The sequence below is a fragment of the Pseudomonas frederiksbergensis genome (assembly GCF_900105495.1).
Taxonomy (GTDB): domain Bacteria; phylum Pseudomonadota; class Gammaproteobacteria; order Pseudomonadales; family Pseudomonadaceae; genus Aquipseudomonas; species Aquipseudomonas frederiksbergensis.
Map to the genome: position 1 here is coordinate 6,057,231 of NZ_FNTF01000002.1, position 19,295 is coordinate 6,076,525.

Here is a 19,295-nt window from a genome sequence, read left to right on the forward strand (position 1 = left end):
TGCTCGCGATGGCGGCGTGTCAGACAACAGAAGTGTTGAATGTTAGACCGCTATCGCGAGCAAGCTCGGCTCCCACAGGGATCTCATTGTTCACAAAATGTTGGAGTAATCCGCTTCGATCCGGTCTAGGCTCAGGTGATTGAGGAAGTTGGAGAAGCACATCCACGCCGACAACGCGTTCAGGTCACGGAACTGATCCGGCAAATATTTGGGTGGCACCACCAGCCCTTCATCCACCAACTGGCGCAAGGTCCGCATGTCTTCCAGCGTGGTCTTGCCGCAAAACAGCAGCGGTATCTGCTCAAGCTTGCCTTTACGCACGGCCAACTGAATGTAGTTGTAAACCATGATGAAGCCCTTGAGGTAGGACAAGTCTTTGGTAAATGGCAGACCTGTCGGCACCGAGCCACGGAACACCCGACTGGCATTGCCGTAGCTTTCAGCCATCTCAAAGCCTTGCTCACGGAAGAACTCGAAGATCTGCAGGAAGTCCGCGCCCTCTTCCACCATGTGAATGGCGCGGGTGCGGTTGGTCAGTTTGCGCAGGCGACTCGGGTACGAGGCGAAGGTGATGATTTCCATCAGGATCGCCAGGCCTTCCTGAGTCACCGTCGACGACGGCGGACCTTTGGAGAGGAAGGTGCAGATCGGCTGGTTCAGACCATTGAGCGTGGTTCCCACATGCACCAGCCCTTCGTGGACTTCCAGGGCGCGCACGTCACGGTCGTTGAACATCGCGTCGGCGCGGATCTTGATGTAGTCGGCGCCAGCCGCCGCATCGGCGACGATTCCGTCGGACTCGAATACGCGAATGGTTTCCTCGGCCTCGCCGAACACCTTGTTCAAGCGGGTTTGCAGCAGGTGGACAGCTTCCTTGGCGGTGAGGAGTTTCGGTTCGTCCTTCAGGTCGCCACGGCCATCGATATTGTTCAGGTAATCCGAGAGCATCAGGCCCAGGTCGGAAAGGGTCGGATCACCGGCGTGGAACGCGTCGGAAGCGGCACCGTAAAGCTCCTGTGAAATCAGCCCGAAATCCTCGGTGCCGCGCGCTTCGAGCATGCGCACCACCATGCGGTATTCCTTGCACATGCGGCGCATGATCTGGCCGACCGGGTTGAACTGACCAAGCTGTCGGGTGATGTCGCGTTCGATGTTCTGGAATTCCAGCTTCACCTTGCTGGAGTCGAATGCCAGCGGCCGGTTCAGGTAGTAATCGCGGTCCACCGCCGGCATTTCCTTGCCCTTGGCCTTGAGGAAACCCTTGCGGATGTTGTCGTCCCACTTCACCGCATCCAGGACGCGAATCGGCGTCTGCGCCAGCACAATGCGATCGGACAAAATGCGTATCGACTGCTGGTAATCGTCCACCCGAAACTCCTGTAGAAAAACCGTTTACGTGCTGGGTTTATTTGGCTTTGGCCAGGCGCTGATAGCGCACGGCCTCGACGAACACATCGGAATTGGCCGGGTCGTCGAGGTAGGCGAAGACCTGGTCCAGCGTGTTGTTGATCAATACGCCGTCGCCGTCGTCGGTCTGGAAGCCTTCGCCGTTGAGGATTTTTTGCCTCAGGGCCTGGTTGATCTGCTCGAGGTCGAGGTTATAGACCACCAGCTCATGCTTATCGGTGAGTTCAAAACCGGCGATAGTGAAATGCCCACCGAACTGCGCCGGTACTTTGGCCGACAAGTACCAGCGACTGCCATGGCGGGTCACCGTGAAGGGATAGGCTTCGCGCTCCTTGGGTTTGGTCTTGAAGTAGCTGACGGCCTGATAGTGATTGTCGCCCAGGCGTGTCAGTTCCAGATTCATCGGCTCGCCCCAGGCGTTGGTGCTGGTCCATTTGCCGAGCAACCCTTCAGGCGCGGGCTCGCTCGAGGGCAGCGGCTCCTTGAAGGTCACCAGACAGCCGCTGAGCAGCAGGAACGACAAGGCGATCACAACGACACGCCAGGCTTTCATTCAACACTCCCTTTGAATACACGCGGACCTCAAGTGAACACCACCTCCCCCTGTGGGAGCGAGCCTGCTCGCGATAGCGGTGTGTCAGCCAACATCAATGTTGAATGTTAAACCGCTATCGCGAGCAGGCTCACTCCCACAGGAGGTGTGGCGCCCACTGGGGTTACACCGACGCCAATACCAAATGCATGTAGCGGGTCAGGATGCCGAGCATTTCGGCTTCGGCGACAGGCTCGGCGTCGTTGAGCAGGCCCTGATATTCCATCCGTCCGATAATCGCCGTCAACACTTTGGCATCCTGTTGTGGTTCGCGGGAACCCAACACCTCGAAAAAATGGCAGGTGCCTTGCAGAAGAATTTGCTGATGCGAGCGCACCAACTCCGCCAGACGCGGGTTCAACAGGGCTTCCTGACGGAACGCCTGTTCGGCCATCAAGTGTTCGCGACGGGTGTGCAACTGACGCTGCACATAATCGGCGGTCAGTCGCGCGATATCGTCGGCCAGCTGCGAACGCGACTCGGGGCTGCCATCGCCATAAGCAACCATCTCGCGCAGCAGGCCTTCGTTGCTGGTCCACAACTTGGCCATGAACGCCGCGCTGCGTTCCACGTATTGGGCAAAGGTATCGGTGAGCAGGTCATCGATGTCCTTGAAATAGTAAGTGGTGGCCGACAGCGGCACACCGGCCTCGGCGGCCACCGCGCGGTGACGCACGGCCCGTACGCCATCGCGCACGACAATGCGCATCGCCGCATCGAGAATGTCCTGTCGACGCTGTTCACTGCCCTGTCGGCTGGCCTTGCGACCCTGGTACTGAACACTTTCAGCGACCGCAGTGGCGACGTCCGCTGCACCCTCTTGAGCAATTGCACGGTTCACGACAGGTATTCCTCTCTTACTTGAAAAGTAACCAATTGATACGTTTGTACCAGACAGGCAATAAAAAGCCGCCTGTTTTAGGCGGCTTTTTTATCGAAACACTTACGCTTGTGGCCGCATGTGCGGGAACAGGATCACGTCGCGGATCGACGGGGAGTTGGTCAGCAGCATCACCAGACGGTCGATGCCGATACCTTCACCGGCCGTTGGCGGCATGCCGTACTCCAGCGCGCGAACGAAGTCGGCGTCGTAGTGCATGGCCTCGTCGTCGCCAGCGTCCTTGTCAGCCACCTGCGCCATGAAGCGCTCGGCCTGGTCTTCCGCGTCGTTCAACTCGGAGTAGGCGTTGGCGATTTCACGGCCACCGATGAACAGTTCGAAACGGTCGGTGACGTTCGGGTTGTCGTCGTTACGACGGGCCAGCGGCGACACTTCGAACGGGTACTGAGTGATGAAGTGCGGCTGCTCCAGCTTGTGCTCGACCAGCTCTTCGAAAATCATCACCTGCAATTTGCCCAGACCTTCGAAGCCCAGCACCTTGGCGCCGGCCTTCTTGGCGATGGCGCGGGCCTTCTCGATATCAGTCAGGTCGTCAGCAGTCAGCTCAGGGTTGTACTTGAGGATCGAGTCGAACACCGACAGACGCACGAACGGTTCGCCGAAGTGGAACACCTTGTCGCCGTACGGCACGTCGGTGCTGCCCAGAACCAGCTGCGCCAGTTCGCGGAACAGTTCTTCGGTCAGGTCCATGTTGTCTTCGTAGTCGGCGTAAGCCTGGTAGAACTCCAACATGGTGAATTCAGGGTTGTGACGAGTGGAAACGCCTTCGTTACGGAAGTTGCGGTTGATCTCGAAGACCTTTTCAAAACCACCGACCACCAGACGCTTGAGGTACAGCTCAGGCGCGATACGCAGGAACATTTCCAGGTCCAGCGCGTTGTGGTGAGTCTCGAACGGCTTGGCTGCCGCGCCACCCGGAATGGTTTGCAGCATCGGCGTTTCCACTTCCAGGAAGTCGCGCTGCATCAGGAAACTGCGGATGTGCGCAATCACCTGCGAACGTACGCGGAAGGTCTGGCGCACTTCTTCGTTGACGATCAGGTCAACGTAACGCTGGCGATAGCGCTGCTCGGTGTCGGTCAGGCCGTGGTGCTTGTCCGGCAGCGGGCGCAGGGATTTGGTCAGCAGGCGCACTTCAGTCATTTCGACGTACAGGTCGCCCTTGCCGGAACGCGCCAGGGTGCCAACAGCTGCGATGATGTCGCCCATGTCCCAGGTTTTCACCGAGGCCAGGGTTTCTTCGGACAGGGTTTTACGGTTGACGTAGACCTGAATGCGACCGGTCATGTCCTGGATCACCATGAACGAGCCACGGTTGAGCATGATGCGACCGGCAACCTTGACCGGGATCGCAGCCTCTGCCAGCTCTTCCTTGGTCTTGTCCGCGTACTGTTTCTGCAAGTCTTCGCAGTAGTTGTCGCGGCGGAAGTCGTTCGGGAAGGCATTGCCCTTGGCGCGCTCGGCAGCCAGCTTTTCCTTGCGCAGGGCGATCAGGGAGTTTTCTTCCTGTTGCAGGGCTTGCGGGTCGAGTTCTAGGTCGCTCATGTCTTTAAAAATTCCATCACAGGTTCGTTGCCCCCGCGGGTGGCAGGGGACTTAAGGTCTTGACTGGCGGTTTACAAGCCTTGTTTCAGGCTGGCCACCAGGTATTCGTCGATATCGCCGTCGAGCACCTTGTCGCAGTCGCTGCGTTCGATGTTAGTGCGCAAATCCTTGATTCGCGACGCATCGAGTACATACGAGCGGATCTGGTGACCCCAGCCGATGTCCGACTTGGTGTCTTCCAGGGCCTGGGAGGCGGCATTGCGTTTCTGTACTTCCTGCTCGTACAAGCGCGCCCGCAACATTTTCATCGCGGTGTCTTTGTTGGCGTGCTGGGAGCGTTCGTTCTGGCAGCTGACCACGGTGTTGGACGGTACGTGCGTAATACGCACGGCCGAGTCGGTGGTGTTTACGTGCTGACCACCGGCACCGGAGGAGCGATAGGTATCGATGCGCAGGTCCGACGGGTTGATGTCGATTTCGATGTTGTCATCGATTTCCGGCGACACGAACACGGCCGAGAACGAGGTGTGGCGACGGTTGCCGGAATCGTACGGGCTCTTGCGCACCAGGCGGTGCACGCCGATTTCGGTACGCAACCAGCCAAAGGCGTATTCGCCCTTGATGTGCACGGTAGCGCCTTTGATACCGGCGACTTCACCGGCCGACAGTTCCATGATGGTCGCGTCGAAACCGCGTTTGTCGGCCCAGCGCAGGTACATGCGCAGCAGGATGTTGGCCCAGTCCTGAGCCTCGGTACCGCCAGAGCCGGCCTGGATGTCCAGGTAAGCGTTGTTGGCGTCCATCTCACCGCTGAACATGCGACGGAATTCGAGTTTTTCCAGGGATTCGCGCAAACGCTCGACTTCGGCAGCGACGTCATCGACGGCGGCCTGGTCTTCTTCTTCGGCGGACATCAGCAGCAGGTCTTTGGCATCGGCCAGGCCTGTGTGCATTTCGTCGAGGGTTTCGACGATCTGAGCCAGCAGCGACCGCTCGCGGCCCAGCTCCTGAGCGTACGTCGGGTTGTTCCAGACAGACGGATCTTCAAGCTCGCGATTGACTTCAGTCAGACGCTCATGCTTTTGATCGTAGTCAAAGATACCCCCGAATAGTTTCGGAGCGCTCGGACAGGTCCTTGATACTGTTAAGGATCGGGTTGATTTCCATGGCGGGCAGCACTCGTTGGCGAACTTTTGAAAGCCGGCGAGTATAACGTAATCAGGCTGTCACGGCAGCCCGCCTGGCGGCTTTAGGGGCGAATGGTTTTGGCTAAACGGCGAACACTTGTAGCAGCGGTCGAGCCCCGCGAGGCCGCGTTCGAGGACGAAGTCCTCGCCAGTCCTGCGCACGCGGTTTGTCTGGAAGATCGCGTTGCCTGGTTTTACGACGGCTGCGTCCGAACGCGGCCCGCACCGAACGCAGCCTCGCGGGGCTCGACAGCAGCTACGGTGCTACGGCGTGAGGTGGTTTGTGGGTTATTCGATCCCAACCTGATTGCGCCCATTGTTCTTCGCCAGATACAGCCCCTTGTCCGCCGCCGAGATCAGTTGACGGCAATCGCCCCCCGGTTGCGGGGTCATGGTCGACAGGCCGATGCTGATGGTCAGGCTCGATCCTTCAATCGGGGAAATATGCGGAATTTTTAGCGACGCTACGGTCTGGCGCAGTTTTTCCGCCACCATCCGGGCACCGCCCTGCGACGTATTGGGCAGCACCAGGGCGAATTCTTCGCCGCCGTAACGGGCCGGCAGGTCCGAAGGTCGGGCGCTGGCATCACGGATCGCCGTGGCCACTTTGCGCAAGGCTTCATCGCCTTCAAGGTGACCGAAACTGTCGTTGTAGGACTTGAAGTAATCCACATCGATCATCAGCAGGGACAGTTGACTCTGGTCGCGCAGCGAACGGCGCCACTCAAGCTCCAGGTATTCGTCGAAATGCCGACGGTTCGACAGCCCGGTCAGGCCATCCGAGTTCATCAAGCGTTGCAGCACCAGGTTGGTGTCCAGCAACTGCTGCTGGCTGACCCGCAGCGCGCGATACGCGGCGTCACGCTGCAGCAACGTCATGTAGGAGCGCGAGTGATAGCGGATGCGCGCCACCAGTTCGATGTTGTCCGGCAACTTGACCAGGTAATCATTGGCCCCGGCCGCAAACGCCGCGCTCTTGATCAGCGGGTCTTCCTTGGTCGACAGGACAATGATCGGGATGTCCTTGGTCGCCGGATGGTTGCGGTATTCGCGCACCAGGCTCAAGCCGTCAAGACCGGGCATCACCAGATCCTGGAGAATCACCGTCGGTTTTATTCGGATCGCCTGGGCGATGGCCTGGTGCGGGTCGGAGCAGAAGTGGAAGTCGATGTTTTCTTCGTTCGACAACCCGCGGCGCACCGCCTCGCCGATCATTGCCTGATCGTCCACCAACAACACCATGGCGGCGTTTTCGTCGGTTTTGAAGCCGTCGAGCTGTAAGTCATTCATAGGCAGTCACCTGAGTACTACTTGGTCCAGGATTGCTGTGAAAGTTCTTCATTTGGGGAATATCTCCAGCAATCGTGGCGCTATCTTGTCCAGTGGACGGATTTCCATCGCGGCATCGATGGCCGCTGCCGCCTTCGGCATTCCGTACACCGCACTGCTGTTCTGATCCTGAGCGATGGTCAGGTAGCCCTGTTGGCGCATGAGTTTAAGCCCCTGTGCGCCATCGCGTCCCATGCCGGTGAGCAAAACACCCACGGCATCGCCGTTCCAGTAACTGGCCACACTCTCGAAAAACACATCGATCGAGGGCCGGTAGATCTCGTTGACCGGTTCGGCGGTGTAGGCCAGCGTGCCGTTTTTCAACAAGCGAATATGGTGGTTGGTGCCCGCCAGCAACACCGAGCCGGCCTGCGGAGGCTCACCTTCCTGGGCCAGGCGCACATCCAGGCCGCTGGCGCTGCTGAGCCATTCGGCCATGCCGGCGGCGAACACCTGGTCGACATGCTGCACCAGCACGATGGCCGCCGAAAAATTTTGCGGCAGCCCCTTGAGCAAGACTTCCAGCGCCGCCGGCCCACCTGCCGATGAGCCAATGGCGACCAGGCGCTGGCGCGAACCTGAACTGCGGTGCGGGCTCGGGGCGGCTCGCTCGCGATTGCCCCGGTCACCGATCAGCCAACCGATGTTCATGATCTTGCGCAGTAACGGGGCTGCTGCCTCCTGGGCATTGCCGGCACCGATGGCCGGCGTATCGACCACATCCAGCGCTCCGTGGCCCATGGCCTCGAACACCCGATGCACGTTCTGCTCGCGGTCGACCGTAACGATGACAATCGCGCACGGCGTCTCGGCCATGATCCGCCGGGTCGCCTCCACGCCGTCCATCACGGGCATGATCAGGTCCATCAGAATCAGATCCGGCGTATTTTCAGCGCACCGCTGCACCGCCTCGGCCCCATTGCTGGCGACCCAGACCACTTCGTGCGCCGGATCGAAAGCCAAGGCGCGGCGTAGAGCCTCCACCGCCATGGGCATGTCGTTGACGATCGCTATTTTCATGCACGCGCTCCTCCAATGAGCTCAACCACCGCGTCAAGCAGGGCGTCGTCATGAAAACTGGCCTTGGCTAGATAATAGTCGGCTCCAGCGTCCAGTCCACGGCGACGGTCCTCTTCACGATCCTTGTAAGACACCACCATCACCGGCAGGGATTGCAGGCGATTGTCCCGACGCAGCAAAGACACCAGCTCGATGCCATCCATGCGCGGCATATCGATATCGGTGATCAGCAGATCGAAATCCTCCGATCGCAATGCGTTCCAGCCATCCATTCCGTCCACCGCCACCGCCACGTCGTAGCCGCGATTGAGTAGCAACTTGCGTTGCAGCTCACGCACCGTCAGCGAATCGTCGACCACCAGAATCCGTTTTCGAGCCGCTTCAACCGCCTGGTTGCCCTGTCGGGCGATGCGCTCAAGACGCCCGGTATTGAGCAGTTTGTCCACCGAACGCAGCATGTCTTCGACATCGACGATCAGCACCACGGAACCATCGTCGAGCAAGGCCCCGGCGGAAATGTCCTGCACCTTGCCCAGACGCTCGTCCAGCGGCAACACGACCAACGTTCGTTCGCCGATAAACCGCTCGACCGCCACGCCGTAAATCGCCTCGCGTTCGCGAATCACCACCACTTTTAGGGTTTGCTGACTGTTCTGGCCCGCTGGGCGCTGCAACAGCTGACTGGCGGCGACCAGCCCGACATGCCGGCCTTCGTGCCAGAAATGCTGACGACCTTCGACCTGGACAATGTCCGCCGGCTCCAGATCGCACATCCGTTCGATATGGGCCAGCGGGAAGGCATACGCCTCATCACCGACTTCCACCACCAGGCTGCGCACCACCGACAGGGTCAGCGGCACTTCGAGGTGAAAACGACTGCCCTCGCCCGCCACCTGCTCCAGCACGACCGCGCCGCGCACCTGGCGGACCATGTGCTGGACCGCATCCAGCCCGACGCCGCGCCCGGAGACTTCGGTGACCGTGTCGCGCAGGCTGAAACCCGGCAAGAACAGGAAGGTCAGCAGCTCTTCCTCACTCAATTGCGCGGCGGTTTCGGCCGGGGACAATTGGCGTTCGATGATGCTGCGGCGGACCTTTTCCAGGTCGACGCCATTGCCGTCATCGCTCAACTCCAGCACCAGCAAACCGGCCTGATGGGAAGCGCGCAAACGGATCAGGCCTTCAGCGGGTTTGCCCGCCAATAGCCGTTGTTCCGGGGATTCGATGCCGTGATCCACGGCATTGCGCAGCAGGTGCGTCAGCGGCGCTTCCAGCTTTTCCAAGACGTCACGGTCGACCTGGGTTTTCTCGCCCTCGATCTCCAGCCGCACATGCTTGCCGAGGCTGCGACCGAGGTCGCGGACCATGCGCTCCTGCCCGGTCAACACATCGGCAAACGGCCGCATGCGGCAAGCCAACGCGGTGTCGTACAACACTTGCGCCCGTTGACTGGCCTGCCAGGCGAACTCATCCAGTTCGGCGTTCTTTTCCGCCAGCAATTGCTGAGACTCAGCCAATAGCCGACGAGCGACTTCGAGGGCTTCCTGTGCTTCCAGGCTCAAGGCATGTTCCTTGAGGTGGACGTTGAGATTTTCCAGGGCTCGCAGGCCATTGTTCTGCATGCGCTTGAGGCGTTGCATGGTGGCCAGGTGCGGTTTGAGCCGCAGGGTTTCCACCAATGATTTGCTCGACAGATCAAGCAGGCTGTTCAGGCGTTCGGCCGTGACTCGCAGCACCCGCTCGCCATTTTCGGTAGTGCGCTTGGCCTTGCGTGGCGGTTCTGCGGGTTGCGGTTCGGCGACCGGAATTGGCGCTTCGGCCTTGGGCGCAGGTGCTTCGAGCTGAAGTTCCGCCATCACCGGCGCGACTGGCGCAGTGACCGGAGCGGGCGCCGCCATCGGATCCAGCAACAGCGCCATCAACACCCCATAGGCCTCGATTTCCGCCGGTTCAGGGTTGTTGTCCGGCGTCGCAATGCGCATCAGCAAATCGGTGCCTTGCAACAAGGCATCGATGTGCTCGGGCCGCAGGTACAGGCGCCCTTCCTGGGCACTGACCAGGCAATCCTCCATCACATGCGCGACGCTGACCCCGGCATCGACGCCGACAATCCGCGCCGCCCCCTTGAGCGAGTGCGCCGCGCGCATGCACGATTCGAGATGATCGGCCTGGGTCGGGTCGCGCTCCAGCGCCAGAAGACCTGCGCTCAGCACCAGCGTCTGGGCCTCGGCTTCCATACTGAACAGTTCCAGCAAAGAGGCGTCGCGCATTTGCTCGGGGGTCATGTAAGGCTCCGGGTCACGGCGGACAACAGCTGTTCTTCATCCAGCCAACGCAGGCTGCGACTTTTGAATTGCAACACGCCACGGGTGTATTTGGCGCTGGCCTGCGTACCAGAGCGGGACGCCGCCTCGAGGACGCGCTCGTCGATGGCGTGAATCCCGTCCACTTCATCCACCGGCACCACCACCGGCCCGCCGTGTGCGGCGATGATCAGCATGCGCGGCATGACCCGCGCACCGGACGCCGTGCTGCTGGCGCCATCGAGCCCGAGCAATTCCACCAGCGACAGGCACGCCACCAACGCGCCGCGCACATTCGCCACGCCGAGCAAAGCCCGGGAGCGTTGGTGCGGCAGGGAATGAATCGCTTGCAGCGGCGCCACTTCCACCAGACTGCGAGTGGCCAGGGCCAGCCATTCTTCACCCAGGCGGAACATCAGCAGTGAACGGGTTTTCACCTCGCTCTCGAGCGTGCTGGAGGCTTGCCCACGGTCTTCCTGCTGCAACGCGTAGCGGTCGAGTAAGCGCGTCGCCGCGGCCGAATACACCGCGCAATTGCGGCAGTGAATGTGATCGCTCAGAAGCGGGCAGGACTTGTCGCCGTGGATACCGATGCGGTTCCAGCAGTCGTCGATGGCCTGGGCATCTTCATGGGTGAGGCTAAAGGTGTCGGCGGCGTTCATCGTTTACGCTCACTGTCAGCGGCGCGCTCGCTGCGGGCGGCGCGGTCCTGCAATCGTCTGGCTCCCGCGGTGTCGCCCAAGGACTGCAGTAATGCCGCGAGGTGCATCAACGCGTCGGGATGTTGCGGGTCGAGGTACAACGCCTTGCGATAAAACCCCTGGGCTTCAAGGACTCTGCCGGCGACATCGCTGAGCAAGCCCAGCCAGTAGAAGACCTGGGCCACGGGTTCATGACTGCGCAAATAGCTATCGCACGCGGCGCGGGCCTCGGCACTTTTGCCTTCGTTGGCCAGCGCGGCGATGTTTGCCAGCAGTGTGGCGGTGTCCGGGTTGGCGACTTTCGTCACGGCAGGTAGCGGCACCAACGTTGCGAAGGGGCGGTTGCGAATGGGCGGTGGTGCCACGCTGGGCACCGGTTGGCGCACGGGCAGTGGCGTCGGCACGAACGTCGCAATGGGCAAAGGCTCCGGTGCGCTTTGACGACTGAACGCAAAGGACTGCGGGATGCCGATCGAACGCATGCCGAAACGGCCGAGCAAGCTGCCCTCGGCCGGGCCGATAAACAGCACGCCATCCACATGAGTCAGACGCTTGAGCACTTCGAACACTTGCTGCTGGGTCGGCTGATCGAAATAGATCAGCAGGTTGCGGCAAAACACAAAGTCATACGGCGGTTCGTTGGCCAGCAACGTCGGATCCAGCAGATTGCCGACCTGCAAACGCACCTGTTCGAGCACTCGCCCGCTGAGGCGATAGCCCTCCTCGCCTTCGGCGGTGAAATGCCGGTCACGAAAGGCGATGTCCTGGCCCCGAAACGAATTCTTGCCATACAGCGCGCGCCGGGCTTTTTCCACCGACAACGGGCTGACGTCCATGCCTTCGACCTTGAACTGGTGCGGCTGTAACCCGGCATCGAGCAACGCCATGGCGATGGAATACGGTTCTTCACCGGTGGAACACGGCAGGCTGAGAACCCGCAGCGCGCGCATGTTGTTGATGTCGCTCAGGCGTTTGCTGGCCAGTTTCGCCAACGTGGCGAAGGATTCCGGGTAACGGAAAAACCAGGTCTCGGGGACAATCACCGCTTCGATCAGCGCCTGCTGCTCGTCCTGCGAACCCTGCAAGGTGTGCCAGTACTCATCGGCCGTCAGCGCTTTGGATGCCGTGCTGCGCTGGCGCACCGCACGCTCGATGATCGCCGGGCCCACCGAGGTCACATCGAGACCGATGCGCTCTTTGAGAAAATCGAAAAACCGTTGATCGTTGCTCATGGCCGCTCCTCAAGCAGCGCCAGGTCCAACGGCTGCGCTGGAAACAGCAGCGCGCGAACCTGATCGTCAAGCAAGTCGGCGACCCGCACCCATTGCAGCAAACCCTGGTCATCTTCACGCACTGGCCCGAGGTACGGCGCCTGACGATTGTCCAGGCCATAGGGCTGAAAATCCGCCGGGTTGCAGCGCAAGGTATCGGTGGCCTGCTCCAGAATCAGCCCGAGCAATTGCGCCTCAGCGAACTCATCCGGGCAGTAGTTGACCAGCACCAGGCGGGTGCTGGTGCGGGCCTGGGCCGGTTGGCCGAACGTCAGCGCACTGAGGTCGATCACCGGCACCACCGCGCCGCGGTAGGCGAACACCCCGGCCACCCATTCCGGCGCGCGGGGAATCGGTTTCAACGGCAGACGCGGCAGCACTTCCGCCACCTCGATCGCCTGCAGGGCATAACGCTCGCTGCCGATGCGGAACACCAGAAACAATGATTGCAGCGCCGGCTTCACGGCGGTGCGTTTGGCCGAGGGCTCGCTCATCAGACTTTGAATCGCGAAACGCCGCTGCGCAGCCCTACGGCCACCTGGCTCAGCTCATCGATGGCGAAACTGGCCTGACGCAAGGACTCGACGGTTTGGCTGCTGGCATCGCCCAACTGCACCAGCGCGTGGTTGATCTGTTCGGCGCCCGTGGCCTGGGCCTGCATGCCTTCGTTGACCATCAACACCCGCGGCGCCAATGCCTGAACCTGATGAATGATCTGCGACAACTGCTCGCCGATTTGCTGCACTTCGGACATGCCGCGCCGCACTTCTTCAGAGAACTTGTCCATGCCCATCACCCCGGCCGACACCGCCGACTGGATCTCGCGCACCATCTGCTCGATGTCGTACGTGGCGACGGCGGTCTGGTCTGCCAGACGCCGCACTTCGGTGGCGACCACGGCAAAACCGCGGCCATATTCACCGGCCTTTTCGGCCTCGATCGCCGCGTTGAGCGACAGCAGATTGGTCTGGTCGGCGACCTTGACGATGGTCACCACCACCTGATTGATGTTGCCGGCCTTCTCATTGAGGATCGCCAGTTTGGCGTTGACCAGATCGGCCGCGCCCATCACCGAGTGCATGGTCTCTTCCATCCGCGCCAGGCCTTGCTGCCCGGAACCGGCGAGCACCGAGGCCTGATCGGCGGCGGTGGAGACTTCGATCATCGTGCGCACCAGATCCCGCGAAGTGGCCGCAATCTCACGGGACGTCGCGCCGATTTCGGTGGTGGTGGCGGCGGTTTCGGTGGCGGTCGCTTGCTGTTGCTTGGAGGTGGCGGCGATCTCGGTCACCGAGGTGGTGACCTGTACCGAGGAACGCTGGGCCTGGGACACCAGGGACGTCAGCTCGGCCATCATGTCGTTGAAGCCGGTTTCCACAGCGCCGAATTCGTCCTTGCGCGCCAGGTTGAGGCGACCGCTGAGATCGCCGGTACGCATTATTTCGAGGATCTGCACAATGCGATTCATCGGCGCCATGATCGCGCGCATCAACAAAAGACCACACAACCCGGCACACAGGACTGCGACCAGCAACGAAATGCCCATGATCAGCTTCGCCACCGCGACCGATGAAATGATCGAGTCAGTGGCCGCTTCAGCCGCCAGCCTGTTGAATTCAATGAGTTCATCCAGCTGTTTGCGGCCGGCAGTCCAGGCTGGGGTCAACTGTTCGGCGAGTAGGCGACGGGCCTGTTCGAAGTCCTTTTTCTGGTAGACATCGAGTACCGCTTCGAGCTGCTCGTCATATTGGTCGTGCAGCTTTTCAAACTCGTCGAACCTTGCCTGATCATCTTTCTCGAAAATGGTGCCCTGGTAGCTGGCCATCGCGCGTTCCAGCCGTTCCTCAATACGCTGGTACATATCCTTGTCAGCCTGGGTCATGTCTCGACCGCCACCCAGCCCGATCAGTTGCTGGGTCAGCACGTAATCATCGACCCAGGCACCGCGAATCAGGGAGCTGTAGTGAATCCCGGGAACACTGTCCGAGCGCACAACGTTCTCGCTGGACTCAATCGACAGCAAACGGGAATACGACACCACGACCATCAGCAACATGATGGTGATAATCACCGCAAAGCTCGCCAAGATGCGTTGGCGCAACGTCCAGTTCTTCACAGTCAGTCCTCGGGTGCGGTTCAAATGTTGCGGAGTATAGCTGAGGGCTGTGTTTCATTTATAAGACTGTTGTCTGGGTTGAATCGCAAGAAACGGGTCGTGGATGACAAAAGAATCTGTGGTGCCGCTGAAAATGCCATCGCGAGCAGGCTCGCTCCCACACTCGACCGAGCGGTCCTTAAATACAAAACGCCCGATGCGGGGCATCGGGCGTTGGGGTAAACAGCTGTAAACCTATATGAGGGCTTAGATAGAAGCCTGGCGAACCTGCTTCTCCAGCTCTGCCTTCAACCCCGGCTCAAGCTTCAGCTGACGTGCAAGCTCATCGAGGTAGGATTTCTCCATGAAGCTCTCCTCATCCACCAACATCACACTGGCGATGTACATCTCGGCAGCCATTTCCGGCGTGCTGGCGGCGCGGGCGACTTCTGTCGGGTCGAGCGGCTTGCTGAGTTCGGCATGCAGCCACTGCTGCAGTTCCTGATCGTTATCAAGCTTGCTGAATTCGCCTTCGATCAATGCACGCTCGCGCTCATCAACGTGGCCATCGGCTTTGGCCGCTGCAACCAGCGCCTTGAGGATCGCCTGGCTGTGCAATTCGACTTGCGCTGGAGGCAGGCGGTCGAGGGTCTGCGGTTCAGTCTTTGACACGGTGCCCTGCTGGGCCTGCCAATTACCGTAGGCTTTGTAGGCAATGACGCCGAGCGCCGCGAGGCCGCCGTAGATGGCGACTTTGCCGCCGACGTTGCGTGCCTTCTTGCTGCCGAGCAACAGGCCCATGGCTCCGGCTGCCAACGCACCGCCGCCTGCGCCCGAGAGCAAGCCGCCGAGGCCGCCCGAACCGCTGCTGCCGCCGAGCAATCCGCCCAAACCACCGCCGGAGGATTTGTTCTGTGAGCCGCCGGCCTTGTTCTGCAACATGTCCTGACCGGACTTGAGTAGCTGATCGAGCAATCCACGCGTGTTCATTTTCCGCCTCCAAAAAAGGGGTTAACCGGATCAATAAGGCCACCAGCCTAGATCGAAAGTGCCCGGCATTCGGGAGCGAGAGTGCTTCGAGATGTTGCGTAGCGCCTTTGCGCTGATCACGGGCCCTTCAGAAAAATGGATATACACTCAAGCAAATCTATAAAAACCGCCCACCGGATAATTCCACATGATGACCTTGCGTCAGATCCGCCACTTCATCGCCGTGGCCGAGACCGGCTCGATCTCCGCCGCCGCGCAAACCGCGTTCATTTCCCAATCGACACTGACCCTGGCGATCCAGCAACTGGAGCAGGAAATCGGCGTCGGCCTGTTCAACCGCCACGCCAAGGGCATGACGCTGACCCACCAGGGTCACCAATTCCTACGCCAGGCGCACCTGATTCTGGCAACGGTCGACAACGCCAAACGCAGCCTGCAACAGAGCACCGATCAGGTCGCCGGGCAGTTGATCATCGGCGTGACCAGCCTGGTGGCCGGTTATTACCTCGCGGATCTACTCACTCGTTTCCAGCGCGCCTATCCCAATGTCGAGATCCGGGTGATGGAGGACGAGCGCCCTTACATCGAGCATTTGCTGGTCAGCGGTGAGATCGATGTCGGCGTGCTGATCCTCTCCAACCTCGAAGACCGCCACGCCTTGCAGACCGAAGTGCTGACTCACTCGCCCCATCGGCTGTGGTTGCCGGCCCAGCATCCGCTGCTGGAACACGACAGCATCAACCTCGCCGATGTGGCCCGTGAGCCGTTGATTCAGCTGAACGTCGATGAAATGGATCGCAACGCCCAGCGCATGTGGGCCGCGGCCTCCCTGCAACCGCGCATCACCTTGCGAACGGCATCGACGGAAGCGGTGCGAAGCCTGGTGGCAGCCGGATTGGGCGTGTCGATCCAGCCCGACATGACTTATCGCCCATGGTCACTGGAGGGCGACATCATCGAAGCGCGGCCGATTGCCGACTTGAGCCAGACCCTCGACGTCGGTCTGGCCTGGCGTCGCGGCACCGCGCGCCCGGCGCTGGTGGACCCGTTCCTGACCGTCGCCCGCGAGCAACCTCCCGGCGGGCGCAAGCCATCTATTTAATCGAACGCCACCTTCAGTATTTAGAATTTGTCGACCTCAGGTGCGGCGCCTAGTCTTGGTACATCTAGAAGACGGTCGCGCCCCGGTCACAGGGAGCAGCATGGCCACACAAGAAAAGAGAACCCGAAAAATGGCTGGCGCGCAGACCCCGTTGTTCACCGCGTTGTTGATCGATGGCGAATTGGTCGCGGGCCAGGGCTTTGTCGAACCGATCCTCAACCCGGCCACCGGGGAAGTGCTGACGCACATCGCCGAAGCGAGCACCGAGCAAGTCGAAGCCGCCATTCTCGCTGCCCACCGTGCCTTCGCCGGATGGTCGCGAACCACGCCGCAACAACGCTCGAACCTGTTGCTGGACATCGCCAACGCCATCGAAAAACAAGCCGACCTCCTCGCCCGCCTCGAATCCCTGAACTGTGGCAAGCCGTTGCACCTGGCGCGTCAAGATGACTTGAGCGCCACGGTCGATGTGTTCCGCTTCTTCGCTGGCGCCGTGCGTTGCCAGACTGGCCAGCTCAGCGGCGAATACCTGCCGGGCTACACCAGCATGGTTCGCCGCGATCCGATTGGTGTGGTGGCGTCGATTGCGCCGTGGAACTACCCGATCATGATGGCCGCGTGGAAAATCGCCCCGGCCCTGGCCGCCGGCAATACGCTGGTGTTCAAGCCCTCCGAACACACGCCGCTGTCGATTCTGGCCCTGGCGCCCGCGCTGGCCGAGATTCTGCCGCGCGGTGTGATCAACATCATTTGCGGCGGCGGTGAAGGCGTCGGCAGCCACTTGGTCAGTCACCCTAAAGTGCGCATGGTGTCGCTGACCGGCGATATCGTCACCGGGCAAAAAATCCTCCAGGCCGCGGCGAAAACCCTGAAACGCACTCACCTCGAACTCGGTGGCAAGGCCCCGGTGATCGTTTGCAACGATGCGGACATACAAGCCGTGGTCGAAGGCGTGCGCACTTATGGCTATTACAACGCCGGCCAGGACTGCACCGCGGCCTGCCGGATTTATGCACAGGCCGGGATTCATGATCGCTTGGTGGCCGAACTCGGGGCGGCGGTCAGCAGTTTGCGCTTCGCCGGCAAGCGCGACGCCGACAACGAGATCGGCCCGCTGATCAGCACCCGCCAGCGTGACCGCGTGGCCAGTTTCGTCGAGCGCGCCCTCGGTCAGCCGCACATCGAACGAGTGACCGGCGCGGCGGTGCATTCCGGTGCCGGCTTCTATTACCAGCCAACCTTGCTGGCCGGTTGCAAACAGACTGATGAGATCGTCCAGCGCGAAGTGTTCGGGCCAGTGGTCACCGTGACCCGCTTCGATCAGCTCGAACAAGCCGTGGACTGGGCCAACGACTCGGAATACGGCCTCGCCTCCTCGGTCTGGACCCAGAACCTCGACAAGGCGATGCAGGTCGCGGCGCGCTTGCAGTACGGCTGCACCTGGATCAACAGCCATTTCATGTTGGTCAGCGAAATGCCCCACGGCGGCCTGAAGCGTTCGGGCTACGGCAAAGACTTATCCAGCGATTCGCTCCAGGACTACAGCGTGGTGCGGCACATCATGGCCCGCCACGGCCAGCATCTCTGACTACGCTTATAACAAGCCGCTAACGGCCTGCTTCACCACGTTCAAAACTGCCCCGACCATAATTAAAGAAGAGGGAAACCCCATGTTCGTGCACAAGACCGCACTGCTCAGTGCTATTACCACCGCGCTGCTGGCCAGTGCCAGTATCCAGGCCGCCGAACCGCTGAAAGCCGTCGGTGCCGGCGAAGGTCAGCTGGATATTGTGGCCTGGCCTGGCTACATCGAACGTGGCGAAAGCGACAAGGCCTACGACTGGGTCACCGGTTTCGAAAAGGAAACCGGTTGCAAGATCAACGTCAAGACTGCTGCAACCTCCGATGAGATGGTCAGCCTGATGTCCAAGGGTGGTTACGACCTGGTGACGGCATCCGGCGACGCCTCCCTGCGGTTGATCGCCGGCAAGCGTGTGCAGCCGATCAATACGGCGTTGATCCCGAACTGGAAGACCATTGACCCTCGGCTCAAGGATGGCCCGTGGTATGTCGTTAACCAGCAAACCTACGGCACCCCGTACCAATGGGGGCCGAACGTGCTGATGTACAACACCAATATCTTCAAAACGGCGCCGGACAGCTGGAGTGTGGTGTTCGAAGAGCAAACCCTGCCGGACGGCAAGTCCAACAAGGGCCGGGTCCAGGCCTACGACGGCCCGATCTATATCGCCGATGCGGCGCTTTACCTCAAATCGAAACAGCCGGAGCTGGGCATCAAGGACCCGTACCAGCTCAATGAAGCGCAATACAAAGCGGCGCTGGACCTGCTTCGCAAGCAACAGCCCTTGGTCCACCGCTACTGGCACGACGCAACGGTCCAGATGAGTGACGTCAAGAACGAAGGCGTGGCGGCGTCCAGCACTTGGGGCTACATGGTCAACGGCCTGGTGGCGGACAAGCAGCCGGTGGCCTCGGTCATTCCAAAAGAAGGTGCAACGGGTTGGGCCGACACCACCATGTTGCACGCCGAAGCCAAGCACCCGAACTGCGCCTACAAGTGGATGGACTGGTCGCTGCAACCGAAAGTCCAGGGTGACCTGGCGGCCTGGTTCGGTTCGTTGCCGGCGGTTCCTGCGGGCTGCAAAGAAAGCGAATTGCTCGGCGCCGAGGGCTGTAAAACCAACGGCTTCGACCAGTTCGAGAAGATCGCCTTCTGGAAAACCCCACAGGCTGAGGGCGGCAAATTCGTGCCATACAGCCGCTGGACCCAGGACTACATCTCGATCATGGGTGGTCGCTGACACACCCCGTACCGATCGTTCCCACGCTCT

The 19,295-nt window shown here is 60.8% G+C and carries 15 protein-coding genes and 2 pseudogenes; 3 read left to right on the forward strand and 14 right to left on the reverse strand.

All coding sequences use genetic code 11. The features are described 5' to 3' along the window. Positions 1-90: 90 nt before the first annotated feature. From BLW70_RS28465 to BLW70_RS28525, 14 genes and pseudogenes are all read right to left on the reverse strand, one after another. Complete coding sequence (locus BLW70_RS28465; protein ID WP_074879795.1) at positions 91-1,368, reverse strand: flavohemoglobin expression-modulating QEGLA motif protein; 1,278 nt, start codon at positions 1,366-1,368, stop codon at positions 91-93. 37 nt (positions 1,369-1,405) lie between these two features. Next, entirely contained in the window at positions 1,406-1,960 is a 555-nt protein-coding gene (locus BLW70_RS28470; protein WP_074879799.1) for a hypothetical protein, read from the reverse strand. 163 nt (positions 1,961-2,123) lie between these two features. After that, entirely contained in the window at positions 2,124-2,840 is a 717-nt protein-coding gene (locus BLW70_RS28475) for a TetR/AcrR family transcriptional regulator (RefSeq protein ID WP_074879802.1), read from the reverse strand. A 102-nt stretch (positions 2,841-2,942) separates the two neighbouring features. Beyond that, positions 2,943-4,445 (reverse strand): lysine--tRNA ligase, encoded by a 1,503-nt coding sequence (gene lysS, locus BLW70_RS28480; protein WP_074879805.1) that lies wholly within the window; start codon positions 4,443-4,445, stop codon positions 2,943-2,945. Positions 4,446-4,516: 71 nt separating this feature from the next. Next, positions 4,517-5,612, reverse strand: a protein-coding gene (gene prfB / locus BLW70_RS28485; RefSeq protein WP_102615600.1) for a peptide chain release factor 2 whose coding sequence is annotated in 2 segments (ribosomal slippage) — positions 4,517-5,539 and positions 5,541-5,612 — 1,095 coding nt in all. Because the reading frame shifts where the segments join, the coding sequence is not laid out codon by codon here. A gap of 308 nt (positions 5,613-5,920) precedes the next feature. Beyond that, on the reverse strand, positions 5,921-6,922 hold the full coding sequence (locus BLW70_RS28490) for a response regulator (protein WP_074879808.1): 1,002 nt from the start codon (positions 6,920-6,922) through the stop codon (positions 5,921-5,923). Positions 6,923-6,970: 48 nt separating this feature from the next. Next, positions 6,971-7,981, reverse strand: a complete 1,011-nt coding sequence (gene cheB / locus BLW70_RS28495) for a chemotaxis response regulator protein-glutamate methylesterase (protein WP_074879811.1) — start codon at positions 7,979-7,981, stop codon at positions 6,971-6,973. Beyond that, positions 7,978-10,266: a hybrid sensor histidine kinase/response regulator gene (locus BLW70_RS28500; protein WP_074879814.1), complete on the reverse strand. Its 2,289-nt coding sequence runs from the start codon at positions 10,264-10,266 to the stop codon at positions 7,978-7,980. Before BLW70_RS28500 ends, cheB begins: the two co-directional genes overlap by 4 nt. Then, entirely contained in the window at positions 10,263-10,946 is a 684-nt protein-coding gene (locus BLW70_RS28505; RefSeq protein ID WP_074879817.1) for a chemotaxis protein CheW, read from the reverse strand. Before BLW70_RS28505 ends, BLW70_RS28500 begins: the two co-directional genes overlap by 4 nt. After that, the gene (locus BLW70_RS28510; protein ID WP_074879820.1) at positions 10,943-12,217 is read right to left on the reverse strand and encodes a CheR family methyltransferase; all 1,275 of its coding nucleotides are present in this window, start codon (positions 12,215-12,217) and stop codon (positions 10,943-10,945) included. Before BLW70_RS28510 ends, BLW70_RS28505 begins: the two co-directional genes overlap by 4 nt. After that, positions 12,214-12,750, reverse strand: a complete 537-nt coding sequence (locus tag BLW70_RS28515; RefSeq protein ID WP_074879823.1) for a chemotaxis protein CheW — start codon at positions 12,748-12,750, stop codon at positions 12,214-12,216. The genes BLW70_RS28510 and BLW70_RS28515 overlap by 4 nt, the downstream gene beginning before the upstream one ends. Next, positions 12,750-13,823 (reverse strand): annotated as a pseudogene (locus BLW70_RS28520) (methyl-accepting chemotaxis protein); the annotation flags it as partial. The gene BLW70_RS28515 and the pseudogene BLW70_RS28520, both read right to left, overlap by 1 nt. 69 nt (positions 13,824-13,892) lie before the next feature. Then, a pseudogene (locus tag BLW70_RS31630) lies at positions 13,893-14,312 on the reverse strand (MCP four helix bundle domain-containing protein); the annotation flags it as partial. Positions 14,313-14,618: 306 nt separating this feature from the next. After that, positions 14,619-15,341, reverse strand: a complete 723-nt coding sequence (locus BLW70_RS28525) for a tellurite resistance TerB family protein (protein WP_074879828.1) — start codon at positions 15,339-15,341, stop codon at positions 14,619-14,621. A gap of 187 nt (positions 15,342-15,528) precedes the next feature. Between BLW70_RS28525 and BLW70_RS28530 the strand changes: the two genes are divergently transcribed. From BLW70_RS28530 to ydcS, 3 genes are all read left to right on the forward strand, one after another. Further along, a complete protein-coding gene (locus BLW70_RS28530; protein WP_074879830.1) occupies positions 15,529-16,443 on the forward strand; it encodes a LysR family transcriptional regulator in 915 nt (304 codons plus the stop codon). 100 nt (positions 16,444-16,543) lie between these two features. After that, positions 16,544-18,031, forward strand: a complete 1,488-nt coding sequence (locus BLW70_RS28535) for a gamma-aminobutyraldehyde dehydrogenase (protein WP_074879833.1) — start codon at positions 16,544-16,546, stop codon at positions 18,029-18,031. An 82-nt stretch (positions 18,032-18,113) separates the two neighbouring features. Beyond that, on the forward strand, positions 18,114-19,265 hold the full coding sequence (ydcS, locus tag BLW70_RS28540) for a putative ABC transporter substrate-binding protein YdcS (protein WP_074879836.1): 1,152 nt from the start codon (positions 18,114-18,116) through the stop codon (positions 19,263-19,265). Positions 19,266-19,295: the final 30 nt, after the last annotated feature.